Below are 21,585 nucleotides of genomic sequence, written 5' to 3' on the forward strand. Positions count from 1 at the left end.
GCCCCGTGGACGTCATTGGGACCCTGCAAATCACCTTGTGAGCCGGACTATGGCGTTGCTTCGTGCCCTAGACAAACGATCAATTCTGGGCTTAGACATGAGAAAAACTTGGTCTTAGGACACAAATGGACATCTCACAGCTGCCGTTGAACGCGCTGCGCGTTTTCGAGGCCTCGGCGCGCCATTGCAGTTTCACGCGGGCGGGTCTTGAACTCCGGGTCACGCAGACGGCGATCAGCCATCAGGTCAAGGCGTTGGAAGATGTGCTGGGCGTGACCCTCTTCAAGCGCCTGCCGCGCGGTCTTGCCTTGACCGATGAAGGGCATGCGCTGCTGCCGGTGCTGACCGATGCCTTCCGCCGCATGAGCGCCACGCTCAGCCAACTGGAGGAGGGGAACTTTGCCGAGATCCTGACGATCGGTGTTGTCGGCACTTTCGCGATCGGCTGGCTCCTGCCGCGCCTTGCCGGCTTCAAGGCCCAGCATCCGCATGTCGATCTGCGCCTGAAGACCAACAACAACCGCGCCGACATGGTGCTAGACGGGCTGGATTTCTTCCTGCGCTTCGGCGATGGCGCATGGCACGGGACCGAGGCTATCCATCTGATGGATGCGCCACTATCTCCCGTTTGCAGGCCCGATATCGGTGAACGATTGCGCACGCCTACCGATCTCGCCGATGTCGAGCTTTTGCGATCCTACCGGGTCGATGAATGGTCGCTCTGGTTCAGGGCGGCAGGCCTGCAGCCTCCCCATCTTCGGGGCTGGATGTTCGATTCCTCGCTGACGCTGGTGGAGGCCGCGGCACGCGGCGTCGGCGTCGCCCTCGTGCCGGTCGCCATGTTTTCCCATGACATCGAGGCCGGACGCATCATGCAGCCGTTCCAGATTACGGCGATGACCGGCAGCTACTGGCTGACGCGATTGAAATCGCGGGCGGAGACGGCATCGATGAAGGTGTTTCGCCAGTGGTTGCTGGCGGAAATCGAGGACATGCCGGGCTAGGCTGGACAAACGAAAACGGCCCCGGACGTGAGTCCGGAGCCGATAGCAGGGAACGGGTTGGAATGCAGGCAATGACGGCAGCTAGCTGTCTCAGCTGGCGAGCTTCAATCTTACGGCCCCCGTCCGCGTGCCGGAGCGCACCGTCTTGAACCGGCCGACCAGGCCGGCAAGCTCGTTGCTGATGTCGGCGAGATGCCGTGTCGAGGCATTCGTTTCTTCCATCAGCGCGACGTTCTGCTGGGTCATCTGATCCATGTTGCGCACTGCGGAGTTGATCTCGCTGATGCCGACGGCTTGTTCCTGCGTCGAACGGGCGATGGCACCGACATTGCGGTCGATGGAGGCGACCTGATTGCCGATCGTGGTCAGTGCCTCGCCAGTCCGGTTGACCAGTTCGACACCGCGACGAACGTCGTTCGACGAGCGGTCGATCAGGTCCTTGATTTCCTTTGCCGCGGTTGCAGAGCGTTGCGCCAGCTCGCGGACTTCCTGCGCGACGACGGCAAAGCCCTTGCCCTGTTCGCCGGCCCGCGCAGCCTCGACGCCGGCGTTCAGTGCCAGAAGGTTGGTCTGGAACGCAATGTCGTCAATGACGGAGATGATATCGGTCATCCTGCGCGACGAGGTTTCGATATCGCCCATGGCGGACACGGCCTGCTGGACGACTTCGCGGGAGCGCTCCGCCTCGGAAGCGGATTCCTTGACAATTGCCTGGACCTCGCGCGTGCGTTCTGCCGTCTGTTCGGAAATGGTGGTGATCTGGTCGATCGCGGCTGCACTTTCCTCGAGTGCGGACGCCTGCTGTTCCGTGCGTCGCGCCATGTTATCGGCGGCAGACGAGATCGAACCGGCTTCGTCGCGAACGCGCGTCACCGAATCTTCGATGCGTTGCATGGCGCTTCCGAGCGAGGAAAGCGACTCGTTATAGTTGCTCTTCAGAAGCTCGAATTCGGCTGAAAGGGCTTCGCTGATATCAGCCGTCAGGTCGCCATTCGCCAGCCCCTTCAGGGCGATGCCGAGCGCATTGAGGGCGCGCTCCTGCTCGCGTTGAGCAGCGGCGCGCTCGGATTCCGCGCGATCACGCTCATCGGCCAGCACCTGCAGGTAAACCGAAATGCCGTAATCCATGTCGACGAGGGCGGCCTTGACGATCGCCGACAGCCGCCGTGACAGGGCTTGTTCATGCTTGCGCTGCATGAAACCATTGAGCTGCTGCGCGACGATCGAGCGCACCATGCCTTCGAGGATCAAGGCGTATCCACCAATGTACCAGCGCGGTTCGAGCCCGAGGCGGGCATGGGTCCTGCCGACGGCCGAGACCGCTTCGACATAGTCTGGGCCGTATTTGCCTGATGCGATCGTCTTCCAATGATCTTGCTGCTTGGATTTGGCATGCGCCACATGCTGCTGTGACGAGAAGAACTTCGACATCGCCGGATGTTTGACGATGCGCTCATAGAAGGTGTCGAGAGAGCCTCTGACGGCAGATTCGATGGTCGGCTGCAGCTCTGAAAGAGCCTGCCGGGCATCCTGCCCCAGTCCAACAAAGTCGAGCCGATCGTTCAACTCGTCCATTTTCGATGCGCGCACCATAACCTGCTCCGATGAAGAAATTACAAGCAGTTAGGGCATGGGTATGGTTAAAAATTTATTAGATTTGCAGCCGATTTTCGCGGCAAGATTGTCGCAGCTCCACAGAGCTAGGTTGCGCCCGTTGGCGCATTGCAACGTCATTGCCCGTCTTGTCGGCATCTGCTAGAGGCTAGTGGTCATCACGTATCTCGCCATGGGGCAATTGGCATGGGGAACTCCAAGTCAGCAGATAGTTAAGCCGCAACAGCTTTTTGTTGTTGCGGCGCGCTGTCGAATTCATTGCAATTGAAGCCAGTGGCAGACGCCGCCCGAACTCTCTTTCGAGCGGAATTTTCTCATGTCTGACATACGCCCGTCATGGGCCTACTCGCTGCCGGCGGCGCTGCTGCTGATGGCGCCCTTTGATATCCTCGCCTCGCTGGCCATGGATATCTACCTTCCCATCGTGCCGTCCATGCCCGGCATTCTCAACACGACGCCTGCGGTGATCCAACTGACGCTGAGCCTTTATATGATCATGCTGGGTCTCGGTCAGGTCGCGTTCGGTCCGCTTGCGGATCGCATCGGGCGTCGTCCCGTCCTGCTGTCGGGTGCGCTTCTGTTCGCAGGTGCATCCCTCGGAGCGGCGCTGTCATCGGATGCGACCGGCTTCGTGCTTTGCCGCCTGCTGCAAGCGATCGGCGCCTCGGCGGCATTGGTCGCGACCTTCGCGACGGTGCGCGATGTCTACGGCAATCGCCCGGAACAGGCCATTATCTACGCGACGTTCGGCTCGATACTGTCCTTCGTGCCCGCACTCGGCCCCATAGCCGGCGCCATGATTGCCGACCGGTTTGGATGGCGCGCCATCTTCGTCTTGCTTGCGATTCTTGCCCTGGCTGCGATTTCCCATGCCCTCGCGAATTGGCACGAAACGCGACCCGAAGGGGAGGCAGGTCCACGCCGTCCCATATGGACGATCTTCAAAAGTCGATCGTTCTGGACCTATACGCTGGCCTTCAGTGCGGGCATGGGTACATTCTTCGTGTTCTTCTCGACCGCCCCGCGCGTTCTGATCGGCCGGGCGGGCTATTCCGAGCTTGGCTTCAGCATTGCCTTTGCAACGGTTGCCGTCGTGATGATCGTTACGGCGCGCTTTGCCGGATTGTTTGTCGAGAAATGGGGTGTCGCGGGCGGCGTTGCGCGGGGCATGATGCTGCTCCTTGCCGGCGCGGCTGCCCTTGTGCTTGGTCAACTCTATGGAGTGCCATCTTTTGCAAGCTTCGTGCTGCCGATGTGGATCATGGCGGTCGGCATCGTCCTTGCGGGATCGGTGACGGCAAATGGGGCACTGGCGGAGTTCGGCGATATCGCCGGATCTGCCGTGGCGTTCTATTTCTGCATTCAGAGCCTGATCGTAAGTCTGATAGGTACCCTGGCGGTCACAACCTTGGACGGCGATAGCGCATGGCCGCTGATCGCTTTCGCCACGCTGATGGCGCTGCTGGTACTGGCAGCACTTCATCTGTTGCAGCGTCGCAATGCCTTGGCCTGAATTGCTGAGCGCGCGGCGCTCATTGTGTAAAATCTGAAATGACCGCCCGCGAAAGCTGGCTTTCGCGGGCGGTCATTTCGTTTCTTCCACTTCCTGCTTGATACGAGGGCGCCTGTCGTCAGACGCCATCTTTGGTATTCATGACCGTCCTAGCGCCATCCGAGTGCCGGTGCGACATGCGTCAGGATAGACTCGATAACATGGGCGTTATAGTCGACCCCGAGCTGGTTCGGCACGGTCAAGAGCAGCGTATCCGCTGCGGCGATGGCTTCGTCCTTTGCCAGCTCCTCGATTAGCACATCCGGCTCGGCGGCGTAGCTGCGGCCGAAAATGGCGCGTGTCTTCTCATCGATGAAACCGACCTTGTCCGAATCCTTGCCGCTGCTGCCGAAATAGGCGCGGTCGAGATCGTTCACCAGCGCGAAGATGCTGCGGCTGACCGAGACTCGAGGCTCGCGCGTGTGCCCGGCTTCTTTCCAGGCCTCGCGATATGCGCGGATCTGATCGGCCTGCTGGACGTGGAAGGGCAGGCCGCTTTCATCATCCTTCAGCGTCGAACTTTGCAGGTTCATGCCGAGCTTTGCTGCCCATACGGCCGTGGCATTGGAGCCGGCACCCCACCAGATCCGCTCGCGCAGGCCCTCGGAATAGGGTTCCAGGCGCAACAGGCCGGGCGGATTGGGAAACATCGGCCGGGGATTGGGCTGGGCAAATCCTTCGCCGCGCAGGAGATCGAGCAGCACTTCCGTGTGCCTGCGGCCCATGTCGGCGTCGCTTTCGCCCTCCATCGGCGTATAGCCGAAATGGCGCCAGCCATCGATCACCTGCTCCGGCGAGCCGCGGCTGATGCCGAGCTGCAGCCGCCCGCCGGCGATAAGATCGGCAGCGCCCGCATCCTCGGCCATATAGAACGGGTTCTCATAGCGCATGTCGATGACGGCGGTCCCGGTTTCGATACGGCTGGTCTTGGCGCCGACCGCGGCCAGCAGCGGGAAGGGCGAAGCGAGCTGACGGGCGAAATGGTGGACACGAAAATAGGCGCCGTCCGCGCCTAGCTGTTCAGCCGCCACGGCAAGATCGATCGACTGCAGCAACGTGTCGGCTGCCGACCGCGTTTGCGACTGGGGTGAGGGCGTCCAGTGGCCGAATGAAAGGAAACCGATCTTCTTCATGATACCATCCTACAATATCCGGTTAGCACGGCCCGATTATGCGTCCTGCATGCCGAAGCAAATCCAGTCGAACATATCTGATACATCCGTTGCCTGCTCCTTCACGCTAGGACTCGCAAAAGGCCGTAGGTTGAGGCGCGTATATGTGCATGGATGCGTTTGAATGGAACAACACAATCTGTGAACTGATTGTCAATATCGATAGGGGCGTCGATACTCGATGAAGCCTTGACCGTTCTCCGGGTCGGGTTTGCCCCCTTTTAGTGCAACGGCTTCTGAGCCGATGCTGAAAGTCAGAAGATCTTCCGATAGAAATGGCGGGCCATCCCGCGCGGATAGTTTTCCAGCGCGCCGAAGCGCTCATAGCCCTGACGCTCGTAGAAGCCTGGGGCCTGAAAGCTGAACGTATCGAGCCAAACGCCGACACAGCCTTTGGCCTTGATGATGTCCTCCGCCTCGCGGATCAGCTTCGATCCGAAATCCGCGCCGCGCAGGCTTTCCGGGACGAAGAGCAGCTCGATGAAAGCCCAGTCGAAGTAGATCTGCGCCCAGAGACCGCCAATGATGCCGCCCGTTTCGTCGCGCAGCACGACGGCAATCGGCTGGTAATTCTCATTGCCCGCCTTTGCGGTGTTAAAGGCGTCCAGAGGCGCAAGAATCGCGCGGCGATCGGCGTCCGTCGGCTATCCAGGACAGAAATAGTGGCGCTCGACATGATTGAATTTCTCTCCGGCATGGTTTTCTGCGTGTTTTCTAACATGAACAAATTTTAAGGAACACGTTAACAATCGGATAACGCACCGCACCGAAACTGCCGCGCGTGTGAGTGCATCTCTCGCTTTCAACGTCCTTGAAACAAGAAATGGCAGGAAACTATGTTTGCAAGAAATTTCGCCCCCGTTCTGGTCTTCGTCGCATTCAGCGCCGGTATCGCGCATGCGGAAGTGCCCGTCCGTATCGATCAATTCGATCATTGGGGCGCATATTCTTATAAATCCGGCGACAGCGTCAGTTGCTATGTTTTATCGAGGCCGGTTGCGCAGCAGCCAGCCAGTGTCGACCATGGCGATAACTTCTTCATCGTGTCGCGCCTGTCCCCCGGCGACAAATTGGTTCCCGAAGCCGCGATGGGCTACGACCTGAAAGACGGTGCGCAGATGACGGCGACGGTCGGCGACAAGACGTTCCCGATGTTTACGAAAGATCGGCACGGCTGGGTAAGGAACGAGGCACAGGAGCCGACCATGGTCAACGCCATGAAAGGCGGCGCACAGCTGCAGTTGCAGGCAACCTCGAAGCGTGGCACCGAGACGAGCTATTCCTATTCTCTTTCCGGCATTACGGCCGCATTGAAGCGGATAGAGACTTGCCAGTGAGGGCGGCGGCTTTTGAAGATCGACCGGCGATTTCGTTGCGGCGAGTTGTGTAGAGGATAGGCGGATTGGCGTCTTCTCATTCCGCGGAGAAGGCGCCAGTCTGGGCTTTCGAACTGATATCTCTTGTGAAATCAAAAATCCTGATATAAATGAAACCTGTTGATGGGGAATTCAGGATTCGATGAAGCGCGGCTTTCTGACAATTTATGCGGGTGAGAATGCGGCGGTCTTCCGGGCGCTTTCGGCGCCGGCGCGTGTCGATATGCTGAAGCTGCTCTGCGCCAGGGGCTCGCTGAATGTCAACGAGATCGCCCGGGAACTGGATCTGCCGCAATCGACCGTCGCAACGGGCATCATGATCCTGGAGGAGGCCGGTCTTGTCGAGACCAAGGCCGCGAAAGCGCGCAAGGGCTACCAGAAGATCTGCACCGCGCTTTACGACGAAATCCTGCTCAGCTTCGAGGACCAGGCCTTCAAGCATGACGAGGACGTGATCGAAGTCGCCATGCCGATCGGCCTCTATACGAGCTGCGAGACGCATGCACCATGCGGGCTATGCTCCACCGAGGGCGTCATTGGTCTGCTCGACGTTCCCGACTATTTTCTCGATCCGCAACGCATGCAGGCTGGTCTTCTTTGGTTCGGCCGCGGCCATGTCGAATATAAATTCCCGAATAATGCCAAGATCTTGAACCGGAACGTCAACGCCATCGAATTCTCGATGGAGCTGTCCTCCGAGGTGCCTGGCACCAATCCGGACTGGCCGTCCGACATCACCGTCTGGATCAACGGTGTCGCCGTCGGCACATGGACGTCTCCCGGCGATTACGGCGACAAGCGTGGGGCTTTCACGCCAAGCTGGTGGAAGCTGGAAGGTTCGCAATATGGCAAGCTCAAGACCTGGCGAATCTCGAAGAAGGGCACGTTCATCGACGGCGTTGCCGCTTCCGATGTGACGATCGATGATCTCGCCATCAGCCAGCATTCGTCGATCCGCTTGCGGATCGGGATTGCCGAGGATGCGCGTAACACCGGCGGCATCAATATTTTTGGCCGCGGCTTCGGCAATTATGGCCGCGATATCCTGATGCGCATCGATTTGGCGCAATAGTATCGTAATTTGTGATACATAGCATATTGTCGGAGCTGAATTCCGATAAGTCATATTTTTCATAAGTCGCTGATTTTTCGGGATATTTTATCAATCCGCGGGCGATGTTCTTGTGGCTTTTGTGATATTTTCCGCCTTGAGTGCGTTGACGACCTTCCAAAAGTGTATCAAGATCAAGGTATAAGAACGAAATATCTGATATATATGGGAGGAAGGCCGTGAAGGCGCATGTGATCGTCCACCGTGATTTCCGAATTGCCGACATCGATGATCGGCTCTACAGCTCTTTTCTGGAGCATCTGGGTCGGGCGATTTATGGCGGCATCTACGAGCCGGGCCATCCGACCGCCGATGAGAACGGATTTCGCAAGGATGTGATTGAGTTAGTGCGCGAGCTCAACTCGCCCTATTGCCGCTATCCGGGCGGTAATTTCGTTTCAGCCTATAATTGGGAAGACGGGGTGGGGCCTCGTTCCGAGCGGCCGGTGCGCCTCGACCTTGCCTGGCGGACGCGCGAGGCCAACCAGATCGGCGTTAATGAATTCGTCGATTGGTGCAAGAAGGCCAACACTAAGCCGATGCTTGCCGTCAACCTCGGCTCGCGCGGCCTGGATGCGGCGAGAAACTTCCTCGAATATTGCAACCATCCGGGCGGTACCTATTGGTCGGACCTGCGGCGCAAGCATGGCTGGGCCGATCCGCATGGGGTGAAGCTCTGGTGCCTCGGCAATGAAATGGACGGCCCCTGGCAGGTCGGTCACAAGTCCGCCTATGAATATGGCCGCCTGGCCGATGAAACCGCCAAAGCCATGCGAGGCTTCGACAAGTCGCTCGAACTCGTCGTCTGCGGCTCGTCCAATTCCGATATGAAGACCTATCCCGATTGGGAGGCTGAGGTTCTGGATCAGTGCTACGACAGCGCCGATCATATTTCGCTGCACATGTATTTCGCCAATCGCGAAAAGAACACGCTCAACTATCTCGCCAAGGCCGAGAAGCTCGATCGCTACATCGTCACCATCGGTGGCGTCATCGACTATATCAAGGCGAAGAAGCGCTCGAAGAAGACCATCGGGATTTCCTTCGATGAGTGGAATGTCTGGTATCACTCCAACCAGCAGGACAAGGAAATCCTGGCGCGTGACGAATGGCCGGATGCGCCGCATCTGCTTGAAGATGTCTATAATTTCGAGGACGTACTGCAGGTCGGCGGTATTCTCAACACCTTCATTCGCCGCTCCGATCGCGTGCGCATTGCCTGTATCGCGCAGCTCGTCAACGTGATCGCGCCGATCATGACGGAGGACGGCGGTCCGGCATGGCGCCAGACGATTTACTACCCGCTCTATTTCGCTTCGAAATATGGTCGTGGCTATGCCTTGCGCCTCGTCACCGACGGCCCGTCCTATGACAGCGACGAGGCCGATGACGTGCCTTATCTGGATGTGTCGGCCGTCCATGATGAGCTCGGCAAGATGGTCACGCTGTTTGCCGTCAACCGTCATCCCGACAGCGCGCTCGATCTCGACACGCGTCTCGAAGGCTTTGCCGGAGCTCGCGTCGTCGAACAGCATGAAATGGTTCATGGCGACCTGCAGGCGGTTAACACTGCGGCGCAGCCGAATGCGGTCGTCCCGACCCAGACGGGTGATGCCAAGATCGAGGATGGTCGCCTTCGCGCCACGCTGAAGCCGCTATCCTACACGGTGATCCGGCTGGCGGTGTGATGCCTTGCCGCTGGGGCCGATGCGCCCCGGCACCGAAAACGGTCGAACGGTCGCGAGGAGGCGACCGGCGATCTGTTGCAGACCCGGACCGCCGCACGCAACTTGCGCGGCCAGCCGGGAAAAAAGGGGTGAAAATCGCGGTCTGCTCATCATCGCTTGGGTGCGCCGCGCAGTCGATAAAAATGGGAGGAGATCATGCAGCAGTGGAAGAAGCTTGCCTTCGGCGTCGCACTGGCCACGTTCGGCCTCATCGCGGCGGCCAAGGCTCAGGATTATACCGCCTTGCCACGCAAGGAGACCTTGATCGTCGAAAATCCTGAGGGAACGATCAAGAACCCTGGCTGGTTCAACGTCTGGGTCAATGGCGGCGGCGGCGTCTCGACCGGCATTCAACAATTGACCATGGATACGCTCTGGTACATCGATCCGGAGAAAGGCCTGGGCGGTTCGGCATGGGATAATTCCCTTGCTGCCGACAAGCCGCAATATAACGACGATTTCACCCAGATGACGGTGAAATTGCGCAAGGGCATCTACTGGAGCGACGGCGTCGAATTCACCGCCGATGACGTGGTCTACACCGTCAAGACCCAGATGGACCATCCGGGCATGAACTGGAGTGCGGCCTTCTCGGTCCAGGTCGCGAGTGTTGAAGCACCGGATCCCTATACGGTCGTCTTCAAGCTGAAAAAGCCAAATTCGCGCTTCCATGCGATCTTCACCGTTCGCTGGAACGGCGCCTGGATCATGCCGAAGCATGTCTTCGAAAAGGTCGCCGATCCGGTTCGCTATGATTTTGCCAATCCCGTTTCGCTCGGCGCCTACAAGCTGAAGGCGTTTGACCCGCAGGGCAAGTGGTACACCTGGGAGAAGCGCGACGACTGGCAGCGCACCTCGCTTGCCCGCTTCGGCGAGCCGGCTCCGAAATATGTGAGCTATGTCGATCCCGGCCCACCGGACAAGCGGACGATCGCGCAGCTCGAGCACAATCTCGATATCATTCACGACAACACGCCTGAAGGCATGTTCACGCTGAAGGAGAAGTCGAAGACCGTCGAAAGCTGGTTCCCCGGCTTCCCCTTCGCTCATCCCGATCCGACGCTGCCTGCCGTAATCTTCAATACACAGGATCCGCTGTTCCAGAATCCGGACGTGCGCTGGGCATTGGCATTGCTCATCGATATCAAGGCCGTCGATATGGCGAGCTATCGTGGTGCTGCGACGCTTTCAGCGCTCGGTGTTCCGCCGACGGCGATTGCCATGACGGACTATCAGGCGCCGATGCAGGATTGGCTGAAGAATTTCGAGATCGATACGGGCAAGCGCAAGATCAAGCCTTACGATCCGACGATCGGCCAGCAAATCGCCGACCTGCTGCGCAAACAGCCGAAATACAAGGATCAGATCCCGACCGACCCGGCCGCGATCAGCAGCGCCTTTGGCTATGGCTGGTGGAAGCCCGACCCCCAGGCGGCAGCCGAGCTTCTGGAAAAGGCCGGCTTCAAGAAGGCTGGCGGCAAATGGATGACGCCTGACGGCCAGCCCTTCAAGATCCGCATGACGGTCGAGGGCGACACCCGCTCGGTCTTCACCCGTGCCGGCACGTTGATTGCGCAGCAATGGGCTGCCTTCGGCATCGACGCCAAGGCCGTTCCCTCCTCGGCCGTCTGGCAGGGGCTGGCGACCGGCGACTTCCAGTGCGCCATTGCCTGGAGCGTCGAGACATGGGGCGGCGATCCCGATCTGTCCTTCTTCCTCGATAGCTGGCATTCGGATTTCGTTGCCAAGAAAGGCGAGAACCAGGCGGCTCGCAACTGGCAGCGCTGGTCCAATCCGGATCTCGACAAGATCATCGAAAATATCCGCCGCGTCAGCGCCGATGATCCGAAGGGCATCGAGCTTGGCAAGGACTATCTGAAGCTGGTGGCACAGCAGATGCCGACCATTCCTCTGATGTCCTATAACGTCTTCACCTCGATGGATACGACCTACTGGAAGGGCTATCCGACCATTGCCGACCCCTATACGGACCCGGTTCCCAATTGGGCGAACTCCCGGTTGATGATGGTCAAGCTCAAGCCCGCCCAGCCTTAGTTTCTCCCGACCCTGGTGCGGCAGTCGCTGCATCAGGCACCTTTCGCCGGACACTAGGCACGTCCGGCGAATCTTTTGAATTGACGATGAAGCGCAAGCAGTGAGGAAGACGGCGGCATGACGTCCTATCCAGTTTTCGTATTAAAACGATTTGGCCAATTCCTGCTTGTTGTCTTCCTTGGCATCTCCGCGACGTTCTTCATCACTCATATGACGCCGATCGATCCCGTCGAGGAAAGCATCGGCGCCATTCAGCAAATGGGTGCGTCCGATCCGCGCGCCGTCGAATTGATGCGTCAGTCGCTTCGGGAACTTTACGGTCTCGAAGGCTCCATCTGGCAGCAATATCTGCATTTCTGGGAGCGTCTTGCGACCGGTGATCTCGGGCCATCGCTCTCTGCATTTCCCACCCCCGTTTCGGCCATCATCATGAGGGCACTGCCCTGGACGATCGGTCTGATGACCGTTTCCGTCATCATCACATTCCTGCTCGGCAACATGATCGGCGCGCTCGCAGGCTACTACCGCAAAAGCACGATACTGAAGGCCGTCAGCCTCGTTTTCATCGCCATGCAGCCGATACCCTATTATATCCTGGCCTTCGTTCTCATCATCCTCTTCGGCTATGTCTGGCCGATCCTGCCGATCAATGGCGGTTATGAGATGAACACCAATCTGCAGCTGTCTTTTGCGCTGGTGCTCGACATTCTTCGCCACTCCATTCTGCCAGCGCTGTCTCTGATCCTCGTCGGGACGGGCGGCTGGCTGATCGGCATGCGCGCACTCGTCTCCAATATCATCACAGAGGATTATGTCGTCTTCGCCGAGCTCGGCGGCGTGCCGAAGCGCAAGATCCTGCGCTCCTACATCGCCCGCAACGCCATGGTGCCGCAATTTACCGGGCTTGCCATGTCGCTCGGCGCCGTCTTCAACGGCACCGTCATTACCGAAATCGTCTTCGGCTATCCAGGTATCGGCAATCTCCTGATTTCGGCGGTGCATGCCGGCGATTACAGCCTCGTATTGGGGCTCAGCGCCCTCTCGATCGCCGGAGTCGCCGCCGCCGTCTTCATCATCGACATATTGGGTCCGCTGATCGACCCGCGCATCAAGGTGGAGTAGGCCATGCTGACGATCGTTCGTGACCTTGCTCGCCAGAATATGGAATTCCTTTGCGGTCTGCTTTTGCTCGTCATCATCGTCGGGCTGGTGATCCTGTCTTATTTCTCGCCCTATGGCCCCTCGGATCTTTACCTACTGCCACCCGACATGCCGCCGGATGGGCAATACTGGCTGGGCACGACGTCGCGCGGCCAGGACGTTTTCTGGCAACTGACCACAGCGCTCCGCAACACGCTTTATTTCGGCATCGGCGTCGCCATTCTGTCGCGCATCATCTCGTTGGTGGTCGGGCTGGTGGCGGGCTATGCCGGCGGTGCCGTCGATCGCGTGCTGATGGCGATCAATGACAGCATCATGGTCATCCCGCAGTTTCCGTTGCTGATCCTGTTCTATTTCGTGCTCAAGGACGGCATGACCTGGACGGTGCTCATCCTCGTCATGGCCTCGCTCGGCTGGTCCTATGATGCGCGCCTGATCCGTTCGGTGGCGATCAGCCTGAAGACGCGGCCGTTTACGACGCAGAGCGTCTATTCCGGCATGAGCATGTCCAAAATCCTCGTCCAGGAGCATCTGCCCTACGTGCTGCCGATCGTCTTCGCCACGACGATGAACAACATGATCTGGTCGATCGGCATGGAGATCACGCTGTCGGTGCTCGGTTTCACCGATATCGAGACGCCGACCATGGGCATGATGATCTATTGGGCCAACGCACATTCGGCGCTGATCGCCGGAACATGGTGGTGGGTCGCAGCGCCGGTGGCGGCCATCGTTGTGCTGTTCATGGCGCTCTTCCTGCTATCGATGTCGATGAATGAATACAACGACCCCCGCAGTCGTTTGAACCGGATGGGAGGCTAGGCATGGAGGCTGTCGTCGAGGTCAATAACCTCAAGGCCTATTACCGGGCTTTTCTCTACGGTGTCGATCGCGAGGTGCGGGCGGTTGACGATGTCAGCCTCTCGATCGGCCGCGGCGAGATCTACGGTGTTGCCGGTGAATCGAGCAGCGGCAAGACGACGTTGATCAAGACGATTGCGGGCGCCATCCGGCCACCGCTTCGTGTCGTCTCGGGCGCGGTCAAGTTTCATTTCAACAATGGGACGCAGGATATCTATGCGATGACGGCGGAGCAGCGGGCGTCGCTTCGCTGGCGGCATCTCTCCTACATCATGCAGGGCTCGATGAATGTGCTCAATCCGGTGCGCCGCATCCGGCATTCGTTCACCGATTTCGCCTTTCGGCATATGAAAGCTGATCGTGCCACCTTCTTCGATCGGGTTGGCGCTCATCTCCAGCGGCTGAAGCTCGACGCGCATCTCCTCGATGCCTATCCGCATGAATTGTCGGGCGGCATGCGTCAGCGCATGACGATCGCGCTCGCCACCATTCTCACGCCGGAGTTCATCATTGCCGATGAACCGACGACGGCGCTCGATGTCATCGTCCAGCGCGATGTGCTGTCGATGATCCGCGAGATACAACGCGAAATGGGATCGTCCTTCCTGTTTGTCACCCATGACATGGGCGTTCACGCCGCCGTTTCTGATCGCATCGGTATCGTCTATGCCGGCCGATTGGTCGAGGAAGCGCCGACGCGCAAGCTTTTTCATATGCCGCTCCATCCCTACACACAGCACTTGGTTTCAAGTCTGCCGCGGATCGGCGACGCTTCCACGCGTCCTTCGCTGGAAGGGCGGCCGCCCAATCTCGCCATGCCGCCGGAGGGATGCCGTTTCCATCCGCGCTGTCCGAAACGCATGGATATCTGCAGCCGTGAAGCGCCGCCCATGGTTACCGTCGAGCCGGAGCGTCGCGTCGCCTGCTTCGCGGTGACGGGAGGAGCGTCATGAGCGATCTTCTTTCCCTCTCGCATGTCAGCAAGGTCTACCGGCAGGGCGGGATGCTCAGCCGTCGTCAGATCGTGGCGGTGAACGACGTCAGCCTGAGCCTGGGAGATGAGCCGGAAATACTCTCCATCGTCGGCGAGTCCGGTTCGGGCAAATCCACCATCGCGGCGATGATTCTCGGCCAGACGGCGCCGACATCGGGTGATCTCACTTTTCGCGGAAACCCCGTTGCCATTCATGGACGATCCGAACGGCGCGCCTTCATGCGCGAGGTGCAGCCGGTTCTTCAGAATCCGTTCGAAGCGTTCAATCCGCTTAAGAGGGTCGATCGATATCTATTTGAAACGGCAAGGAATTTCGCGCCGACCGGCGTCAAGCCGGATCGCGCGGATGTCGAGCGCATGGCTGACGAGGCGCTTGCCCATATCGGTCTGACCCTTGCCGAGGTGAAAGGGCGATTTCCGCATGAGCTGTCCGGCGGTCAGTTGCAACGAACGGCCATCGCGCGGGCGCTCATCCCGCAGCCACGCTTGCTGGTGGCCGACGAACCGGTCTCCATGGTCGATGCGTCGCTTAGAATGGCGATCGTCAATCTCTTCGGCCAGCTGAAGAAGGATCTTGGGCTCTCGATCATTTACATCACCCATGATCTGGCAACGGCTTATTACATCAGCGATCGGATTATCATCATGAAGAAGGGCGAGATCGTCGAGCAGGGCGGCGCGCGCGCCGTACTCGATAATCCGCAGCATCCCTATTCGCGGGCTTTGAAGGAGGCAGTCCTTTCCGCCACGCCCGAGATGGAGTCGACAGCAATCGGCTGAACGGCAGCTTTCAACGGGAAATTCGAGTTGAGAGAATGATGGACGACAGGGTGCGTTCGACGCCGTCGATCGTGCCGATGCCGTCGATCAACTGATCCAGCTCGGAGATCGAGGGCGCCGCGATGATGGCGATCAGATCGAATGTGCCGCTGACGGAATGAAGCGTCGTCACCTCTGGAATGGCATCCAGTGATGCCGTCACGGCTGACAGCGCCTTCGGCGCGATCGTGATCAGTACATGCGCCCGGATGAGGCCGGAAAGATAGGTCTCAGACAGCCGCACGCCGTAGCCTGAGATCACACCTTCCCGCTCCAGCCGTTCGAGCCTCGCCTGAACGGTGGTGCGCGACAGCGACAGTCTTTTGGCGAGCGTTGCCACGGGCATGCGGGCGTTCTGGCCGAGCAAGGCGATCAGTTCGCGATCCTTATCTGTAACCTGCATGGCGTTTCCTGCATTATGCGAATTTCATTCGTCAGTTTGTACAGATTTATACAACGAAATGCATTTTTCGTCGCTATGAATCGTCCAACTCCTGCCTACACTTATAAAAATCTTATCAATGAAATGCAGGGGAGTCATATGAAAGACATAGTGGTCATCGGCGCAGGCAAGATCGGTGGTGCGATCGCTCTGATGCTGGCCGAAACGGGCGATTACAAGGTCGTTGTCGCCGATCGTAGCCAGGAGCAGCTCGATAAGATCGACCGTCACCCTGCAATTTCCACCGCCGCCGTCGACATTTCCGACCGCGCCGGGCTCGTCGGCGTTTTGAAGGGCAAGTTCGCCGTCTTGTCGGCTGCACCGTTCCATCTCACAGGTTTCGTCGCGGAAGCGGCACTCGAGGCCGGCGTCCATTATCTCGACCTCACCGAAGATGTCGCAACGACGAAGAAGGTGGAAGAGCTGGCGCAGGGTGCCAATACGGCATTCATCCCGCAATGCGGCCTGGCGCCGGGCTTCATCTCGATCGTCGCCAATGATCTCACCAAGCATTTCGACAGCCTCGACAGCGTGCGCATGCGCGTCGGCGCGCTGCCGCAATACCCGTCCAATGCCCTGAACTACAATCTGACCTGGAGCACGGACGGCCTTATCAATGAATATATCGAGCCCTGCGAAGCGATCGTCGAAGGCAAGCTCGTGACCGTGCCGGCCATGGAAGAGCGCGAAGAATTCTCGCTCGACGGTGTTACCTATGAGGCCTTCAACACATCGGGCGGCCTTGGAACTCTGGCCAAGACTTTGGCTGGCCGCGTGCGTACGATGAATTACCGCACCATCCGCTATCCCGGCCATCAGGCCATCATCAAGGCGCTGCTCAACGACCTGAACCTCAAGAACCGTCGCGACGTGCTGAAGGATCTCTTCGAAAACGCGCTGCCGGCTACCATGCAGGATGTCGTGGTCGTTTTCGTCACCGTCTGCGGCTGGCGCGAGGGTCGCTACATGCAGGAGACCTATGCCAACAAGGTTTATGCAGGCATCGTTGCGGGCAAGAAGATGAGCGCGATCCAGATCACCACGGCTGCCGGCATTACGACGGTGCTTGATCTGCTGGCTCAGGGCAAGCTTCCCGCCAAGGGCTTCGTCTGCCAGGAAGAAATCGATCTCGGCGATTTCCTCGCCAATCGCTTCGGACAGGTCTACAGCCTGGAAAAGATCAAGATGAGAGAAGCCGTCTAAGCGGCTATTTTCACTTGTTTTTATATGTGGCGCCCTCGGGCGCCACATGTGTTTTAGCCCCTTGGGAGCGGCTCCTCAGCGGTTAGCCAATCAGCCGCACGAGGATTTCGACCGGGTGCGGGATAGCTTGCCGATCGATCTTGGCGACCTGCGAGCGACAGGAAAAGCCGGTTGCCATGACGACGATCTGATTGCCGTTCTCAGCGATCCTGTCCTGCCAGCTCATCGCGTAGAGCCTTTCCGAGATGGCACGATTGCGCACCTCGTGGCCGAAGGTGCCGGCCATGCCGCAACAGCCGACATCGGTCATGTCGAGCTTGATGCCCAATTTGTCGAAGAGCACGGACCATTGTTTGAGGGCGGCCGGCGCGTTCGTTTTTTCCGTGCAATGAGCAAGCAGCGTGAAACGCTCTTGCGGCAACGTGCGTGGCGTTGGCAATTGGTCGAGATTGGCGGCAAGCCACTCTTGAAGCAGCAGCACCGGGGCCTGCAGCCGGGCGGAGGGTAGAGCGGCATATTCGCTGCGATAGGTCAGCGTCATCGACGGATCGATGCCGATGAGCGGGATATTCATTTGCGAGATACGATCGAGATAGTCACGCGATTTCGTCGCCGCCTTTTCGAAGCGGCCGAGATAACCATGGACATGCAGGGCCTTGCCGTTGTCCTGCGAGGAGGCAAGCCACGGCGTGAAGCCGATCTTCAGCGCGAGCTTGAGAGTTGCGATGACGACGGCCGGGTCGAAATGGGTGGAGAAGACATCAGCGATGATGACGACCGCTCGGGCACGCTCGTTTTCCGGGAGCTTCGCCAGACGCTCTGGCGTCGCGATCCGAACACCGAGCCGGGCGGCCTCCCGTTCGAGCGATAGCGCCGGCATCGCTGGAAGCGCGGTAAGGCCGGCAAGCCGCATCAAGGCTCGTCCAACGGCCGATCCGGTCAGCATGTTGTAACCGGGCCTGAAACGCGCCATCAGCGGCAGGATCGTTTCGATGGCGGCAACGATTGGGTCCTTGAGCGGCCTAAGGTATCGGCCGTAATAGAGTTCCAGGAATTTCGATCTGAAGGCCGGGACGCTGACCTTGACGGGACATTGGCCGGCGCAGGCCTTGCAGGCGAGACAGGTGTCCATCGCCGCCCGCACCTCATGAGAAAAGTCGTCTCGATTGACTGGACTAAGCGAGTTGACTGTCCGCCGCAGGAGATTGCCGAAAGGATTGGCGCGGCGCAGCGCTTCCGCCTCGCGCCGCGGATCGACCTGCCGTTCGGCGAGCAGGCGCAGCCATTCACGCATCAGCGCCGCGCGCCCCTTCGGCGAGTAGCGCCGATCGCCCGTCGCCTTGAAGGAGGGACACATCGGGCTCGTCGCATCGAAATCGAAACAGGCGCCGTTGCCGTTGCAATAAGCGGCATTATCGAAGGCGGCGCGGATATCGTTGCCGATAATGCGATCGAAATCACCGCGTAGTGATACTTCGTCAATCTTGAGCAATGGACGCGATGTGCCGGAGGCGATCTTGCCGGGATTGAGCCGATCTCCCGGATCGAAGGCGCGCTTGATCTCCTGCAGGCTGGGATAGAGGTCGCCGAAATAGGCGGGCACATATTCCGAGCGTACGCCCTTGCCATGTTCGCCCCAAAGCACGCCGCCATATTTGCGGGTGAGGGCGACGACGCCGTCGCTGATCTTGCGGACGAGCGGTTGATGGTCGGAGCGGGTAAGGTCAAGGGCAGGGCGGACATGCAGCACGCCGGCATCGACATGGCCGAACATGCCGTAATCCAGTCCCTCGGCATCGAGAAGCGCCCGGAACTCTCCGATATAGGCGGCCAGATGCTCGGGTGGAACAGCCGTATCCTCGACGAAGGGCACAGGCCGCACCGGTCCTTCGACATTGCCGAGCAGCCCGACGGCGCGCTTGCGCATCGACCATATCGCCTCGATCTCGGTCTTTTCACGGGCGATCGTATAGCCCTTGTGGCGGGCCGCCGAGAGGTCATCAAGAGCGGCGGTCACATCCGCCAGCTTCCGTTCCAGCTCGTCGCGATTGTCGGCCAGCACCTCAACGATATTGATGCCATTGGCGGAGCCGGATGCATCCTCGGGAAAGAAGCGGGCGATGCCGCTCCAGACGATATCGCCCTTTGCCAGGCCCAGCACCTTCTCGTCGACTGTCTCGACCGAGGCGACCTTCAGCGCCACCAGCTGCCGCGCATCTTCGAGCGCGATGTTGAAATTGTCATAGCGAATGTTGATGAGCGCCGAATGCGCCGGGATCGGCAGCACGTTGAGTTCGGCTTCGGCGATCATCGCAAGCGTGCCTTCCGCGCCGCATAGTACCGCATTCAGATCGAAGCGGCCGTTCTCGCGCCTGATATGGGCGAGATCGTAGCCGGTCATGTAGCGGTTGAGCTTCGGGAAGGTTGCCGCGATCAGCTCGCTTTTCTCCCTGGCGATCGCATCGACCACACGGTGAATTTCGCCGATTCGATCGTCACGCGCCTTGATCTCCTCCAGTTCGGTCTCGGCGAGCGGGCGCGACCACCAATCGCTGCCATCTGAGAGCACTACATGCAGGCCGAGAACATGATTGCTGGTCTTGCCGTAAAGACAAGAACCCTGGCCGCAGGCATCGGTGGAGATCATGCCGCCGATGGTGGCGCGGTTGGAGGTGGAAAGTTCGGGTGCGAAGAACAGCCCGTATGGTTTCAGCGCCTTGTTGAGCTGATCCTTGACGACGCCAGCCTCGACACGCGCGATCCCTCTAACCGGATCGATCTCCAGAACGCGGTTCATATGTCGGGAGCAATCGACGATGATTCCCGAGGTCAGCGATTGCCCGTTAGTCCCTGTGCCGCCGCCGCGCGGGGCGATGGTGAGATCGGAAAAAACAGGCTCGGATATGGCTCTGGCAATGATTTTCAGATCACCGGCGCCGCGTGGATAGAGGATGGCCGCCGGCTTGACTTGATAGATGGAGTTGTCGGTCGAGGCGACCGTCCGCGCGCCGTCATCCGTCTCGACATCGCCTTGAAAGCCAAGTGCGGTCAGTCGGCGCCCGAAGGCGCGGATCTGATGTAGCGAACTGTCTTTCGACAAAACGAGGCGTGGTATCATGATGCGAAGGCTTCCGGCGTTTTACGCGATGATGAGAGCATTCCCGCTTTTAAACAGAATTACGGAAATGCTCTATCTCTTTGTTTTCACGCAATTCCGGATGCATGACTGCTTTGCGCTTCGGCTGGAATTGCTTTAGCGCCTAAGAGCTGCGCAAGCCCGCTCAATCCTATCGAGCGCTTCGACGAGATCAGCTTCCGATGTCGCGTAGGAAATGCGGAAATAGGGCGACAGCCCGAAGGCGGAGCCGGGCACGACGGCGACATGGGCTTCATCGAGCAGATAGGCGCAGAAGTCCGCGTCCGTCTCGATAGACTTTCCTGATGGCGTTGTCGTTCCGAGTATGCCGGCGCAGCCCGAGAATGTGTAGAAGGCGCCTTCCGGCACCAGGCAATCCAGGCCTTCGATGGCGTTCAGTCTGTTGACGACGAGATCGCGCCGACGCTGGAAGCTTGCCTTGCGACCTTCAAGAAAATCCTGCGGGCCATTCAGCGCGGCAACCGCCGCGGCCTGGCTGACGGAAGAGGGGCAGGATGTCGCCTGGCTCTGGATGACCGCCATGGCCTTGATGAGAGCCTTCGGACCGCCGGCATAGCCGATGCGCCAGCCGGTCATGGCATAGGCCTTGGAGACGCCGTTGACGGTCAGCGTCCGGCTCTTGAGGCTGGGCTCGATCGCAACGGGCGTGACGAACTCGAATCCGTCATAGACGATGTGCTCATACATGTCGTCGACCATCAGCCAGACATGCGGATGGCGCGACAGCACCTCGATCAGAGGCAGATAGTCGGCCTTGGAATAGGCCGCACCCGATGGGTTCGACGGTGAGTTGAGCAGCAACCAGCGCGTCTTCGGCGTGATCGCCTTTTCGAGCTGATCAGCCTTCAGGCGGAAGCCGGCCTTGGCATCGCAAGGGATCAGAACCGGTACGCCGCCGCAGATCTCGACGATATCGGAATAGGAGGTCCAATAGGGTGTCGGGATGATGACCTCGTCGCCTGGATTTATAGAGGCCATGAAGGCGTTGAACAGGATCTGCTTGGCACCCGTCGCCACCGTGATTTCGTCGAGCGTGTAATTGACGCCGTTCTCGCACTGAAATTTTCCGGCGATTGCCTTCTTCAGTTCCGGCGTGCCGTCGAGCGCGGTGTACTTCGTTTCGCCGCGATCGATGGCGGCCTTGGCCGCTTCCTTCACATTGTCAGGCGTGTCGAAATCCGGTTCGCCCGCTCCGAGAATGATGACAGGCAGGCCGTCCCGCTTCATCGCATTGGCGCGCGCTCCGATCTGCAGAATGGTGGAAACGCCGATGGAAGCGATCCGCGAAGCGGGCTTGAAGCCCGCCTCTTCGATTTTCGTGGCGATCGTCATGGTGC

General features: G+C 59.3%; 17 protein-coding genes. 11 read left to right on the top strand and 6 right to left on the bottom strand.

The features are described from left to right. Positions 1 to 125 precede the first annotated feature (125 nt). The gene (locus tag AC13Q5_RS18030) at positions 126 to 1,004 is read left to right on the top strand and encodes a LysR family transcriptional regulator (protein ID WP_457880818.1); all 879 of its coding nucleotides are present in this window, start codon (positions 126 to 128) and stop codon (positions 1,002 to 1,004) included. A 90-nt stretch (positions 1,005 to 1,094) separates the two neighbouring features. On the opposite strand, the gene AC13Q5_RS18035 is transcribed toward AC13Q5_RS18030, so the two are convergent. Further along, the gene (locus tag AC13Q5_RS18035; protein ID WP_457880819.1) at positions 1,095 to 2,597 is read right to left on the bottom strand and encodes a methyl-accepting chemotaxis protein; all 1,503 of its coding nucleotides are present in this window, start codon (positions 2,595 to 2,597) and stop codon (positions 1,095 to 1,097) included. A 337-nt stretch (positions 2,598 to 2,934) separates the two neighbouring features. On the opposite strand from AC13Q5_RS18035, the gene cml reads away from it, so the two are divergent. Continuing rightward, the gene (cml, locus tag AC13Q5_RS18040) at positions 2,935 to 4,131 is read left to right on the top strand and encodes a CmlA/FloR family chloramphenicol efflux MFS transporter (protein WP_488502637.1); all 1,197 of its coding nucleotides are present in this window, start codon (positions 2,935 to 2,937) and stop codon (positions 4,129 to 4,131) included. A gap of 149 nt (positions 4,132 to 4,280) precedes the next feature. On the opposite strand, the gene AC13Q5_RS18045 is transcribed toward cml, so the two are convergent. Next, a complete protein-coding gene (locus AC13Q5_RS18045) occupies positions 4,281 to 5,303 on the bottom strand; it encodes an LLM class flavin-dependent oxidoreductase (protein WP_488502638.1) in 1,023 nt (340 codons plus the stop codon). A 293-nt stretch (positions 5,304 to 5,596) separates the two neighbouring features. Then, the gene (locus AC13Q5_RS18050) at positions 5,597 to 5,893 is read right to left on the bottom strand and encodes a GNAT family N-acetyltransferase (protein WP_488502639.1); all 297 of its coding nucleotides are present in this window, start codon (positions 5,891 to 5,893) and stop codon (positions 5,597 to 5,599) included. Positions 5,894 to 6,178: 285 nt separating this feature from the next. Here AC13Q5_RS18050 and AC13Q5_RS18055 point away from each other — a divergent pair, with 285 nt between their 5' ends. The 8 genes from AC13Q5_RS18055 to AC13Q5_RS18090 all read left to right on the top strand — a co-directional run bounded on the left by AC13Q5_RS18055 (position 6,179) and on the right by AC13Q5_RS18090 (position 15,407). Further along, positions 6,179 to 6,679: an invasion associated locus B family protein gene (locus AC13Q5_RS18055; protein ID WP_075854115.1), complete on the top strand. Its 501-nt coding sequence runs from the start codon at positions 6,179 to 6,181 to the stop codon at positions 6,677 to 6,679. A 181-nt stretch (positions 6,680 to 6,860) separates the two neighbouring features. Beyond that, on the top strand, positions 6,861 to 7,790 hold the full coding sequence (locus AC13Q5_RS18060) for an ArsR/SmtB family transcription factor (RefSeq protein WP_075854116.1): 930 nt from the start codon (positions 6,861 to 6,863) through the stop codon (positions 7,788 to 7,790). Positions 7,791 to 8,008: 218 nt separating this feature from the next. Continuing rightward, positions 8,009 to 9,517 (top strand): arabinosylfuranosidase ArfA, encoded by a 1,509-nt coding sequence (gene arfA, locus AC13Q5_RS18065; protein WP_488502640.1) that lies wholly within the window; start codon positions 8,009 to 8,011, stop codon positions 9,515 to 9,517. Positions 9,518 to 9,712: 195 nt separating this feature from the next. Next, the gene (locus AC13Q5_RS18070) at positions 9,713 to 11,611 is read left to right on the top strand and encodes an ABC transporter substrate-binding protein (RefSeq protein ID WP_488502641.1); all 1,899 of its coding nucleotides are present in this window, start codon (positions 9,713 to 9,715) and stop codon (positions 11,609 to 11,611) included. A gap of 117 nt (positions 11,612 to 11,728) precedes the next feature. Continuing rightward, positions 11,729 to 12,733, top strand: coding sequence for an ABC transporter permease (locus tag AC13Q5_RS18075; RefSeq protein ID WP_075854119.1), 1,005 nt, complete (start codon positions 11,729 to 11,731; stop codon positions 12,731 to 12,733). Between the two features lie 3 nt (positions 12,734 to 12,736). After that, positions 12,737 to 13,594, top strand: a complete 858-nt coding sequence (locus AC13Q5_RS18080; protein ID WP_075854120.1) for an ABC transporter permease — start codon at positions 12,737 to 12,739, stop codon at positions 13,592 to 13,594. 2 nt (positions 13,595 to 13,596) lie between these two features. Continuing rightward, positions 13,597 to 14,586, top strand: a complete 990-nt coding sequence (locus AC13Q5_RS18085; protein WP_488502642.1) for an ABC transporter ATP-binding protein — start codon at positions 13,597 to 13,599, stop codon at positions 14,584 to 14,586. Next, positions 14,583 to 15,407 carry an ABC transporter ATP-binding protein gene (locus AC13Q5_RS18090; protein WP_488502643.1) on the top strand — a complete coding sequence of 275 codons (825 nt, stop codon included), beginning with the start codon at positions 14,583 to 14,585 and terminating at the stop codon, positions 15,405 to 15,407. Before AC13Q5_RS18085 ends, AC13Q5_RS18090 begins: the two co-directional genes overlap by 4 nt. Before the next feature lie 10 nt (positions 15,408 to 15,417). On the opposite strand, the gene AC13Q5_RS18095 is transcribed toward AC13Q5_RS18090, so the two are convergent. Further along, positions 15,418 to 15,849, bottom strand: a complete 432-nt coding sequence (locus AC13Q5_RS18095; protein ID WP_075854123.1) for an Lrp/AsnC family transcriptional regulator — start codon at positions 15,847 to 15,849, stop codon at positions 15,418 to 15,420. Between the two features lie 138 nt (positions 15,850 to 15,987). On the opposite strand from AC13Q5_RS18095, the gene AC13Q5_RS18100 reads away from it, so the two are divergent. Continuing rightward, positions 15,988 to 17,091 carry a saccharopine dehydrogenase family protein gene (locus tag AC13Q5_RS18100; RefSeq protein WP_457890823.1) on the top strand — a complete coding sequence of 368 codons (1,104 nt, stop codon included), beginning with the start codon at positions 15,988 to 15,990 and terminating at the stop codon, positions 17,089 to 17,091. A gap of 82 nt (positions 17,092 to 17,173) precedes the next feature. Here the strand turns inward: AC13Q5_RS18100 and ydiJ are convergent, their stop codons facing one another. Together ydiJ and AC13Q5_RS18110 are read right to left on the bottom strand one after the other, a co-directional pair. Further along, a complete protein-coding gene (gene ydiJ / locus AC13Q5_RS18105) occupies positions 17,174 to 20,209 on the bottom strand; it encodes a D-2-hydroxyglutarate dehydrogenase YdiJ (RefSeq protein WP_488502644.1) in 3,036 nt (1,011 codons plus the stop codon). A gap of 135 nt (positions 20,210 to 20,344) precedes the next feature. Beyond that, positions 20,345 to 21,580, bottom strand: a complete 1,236-nt coding sequence (locus AC13Q5_RS18110) for a pyridoxal phosphate-dependent aminotransferase (protein WP_488502645.1) — start codon at positions 21,578 to 21,580, stop codon at positions 20,345 to 20,347. Positions 21,581 to 21,585: the final 5 nt, after the last annotated feature.

Source organism: Martinezella sp. CNPSo 3964, from assembly GCF_057784375.1.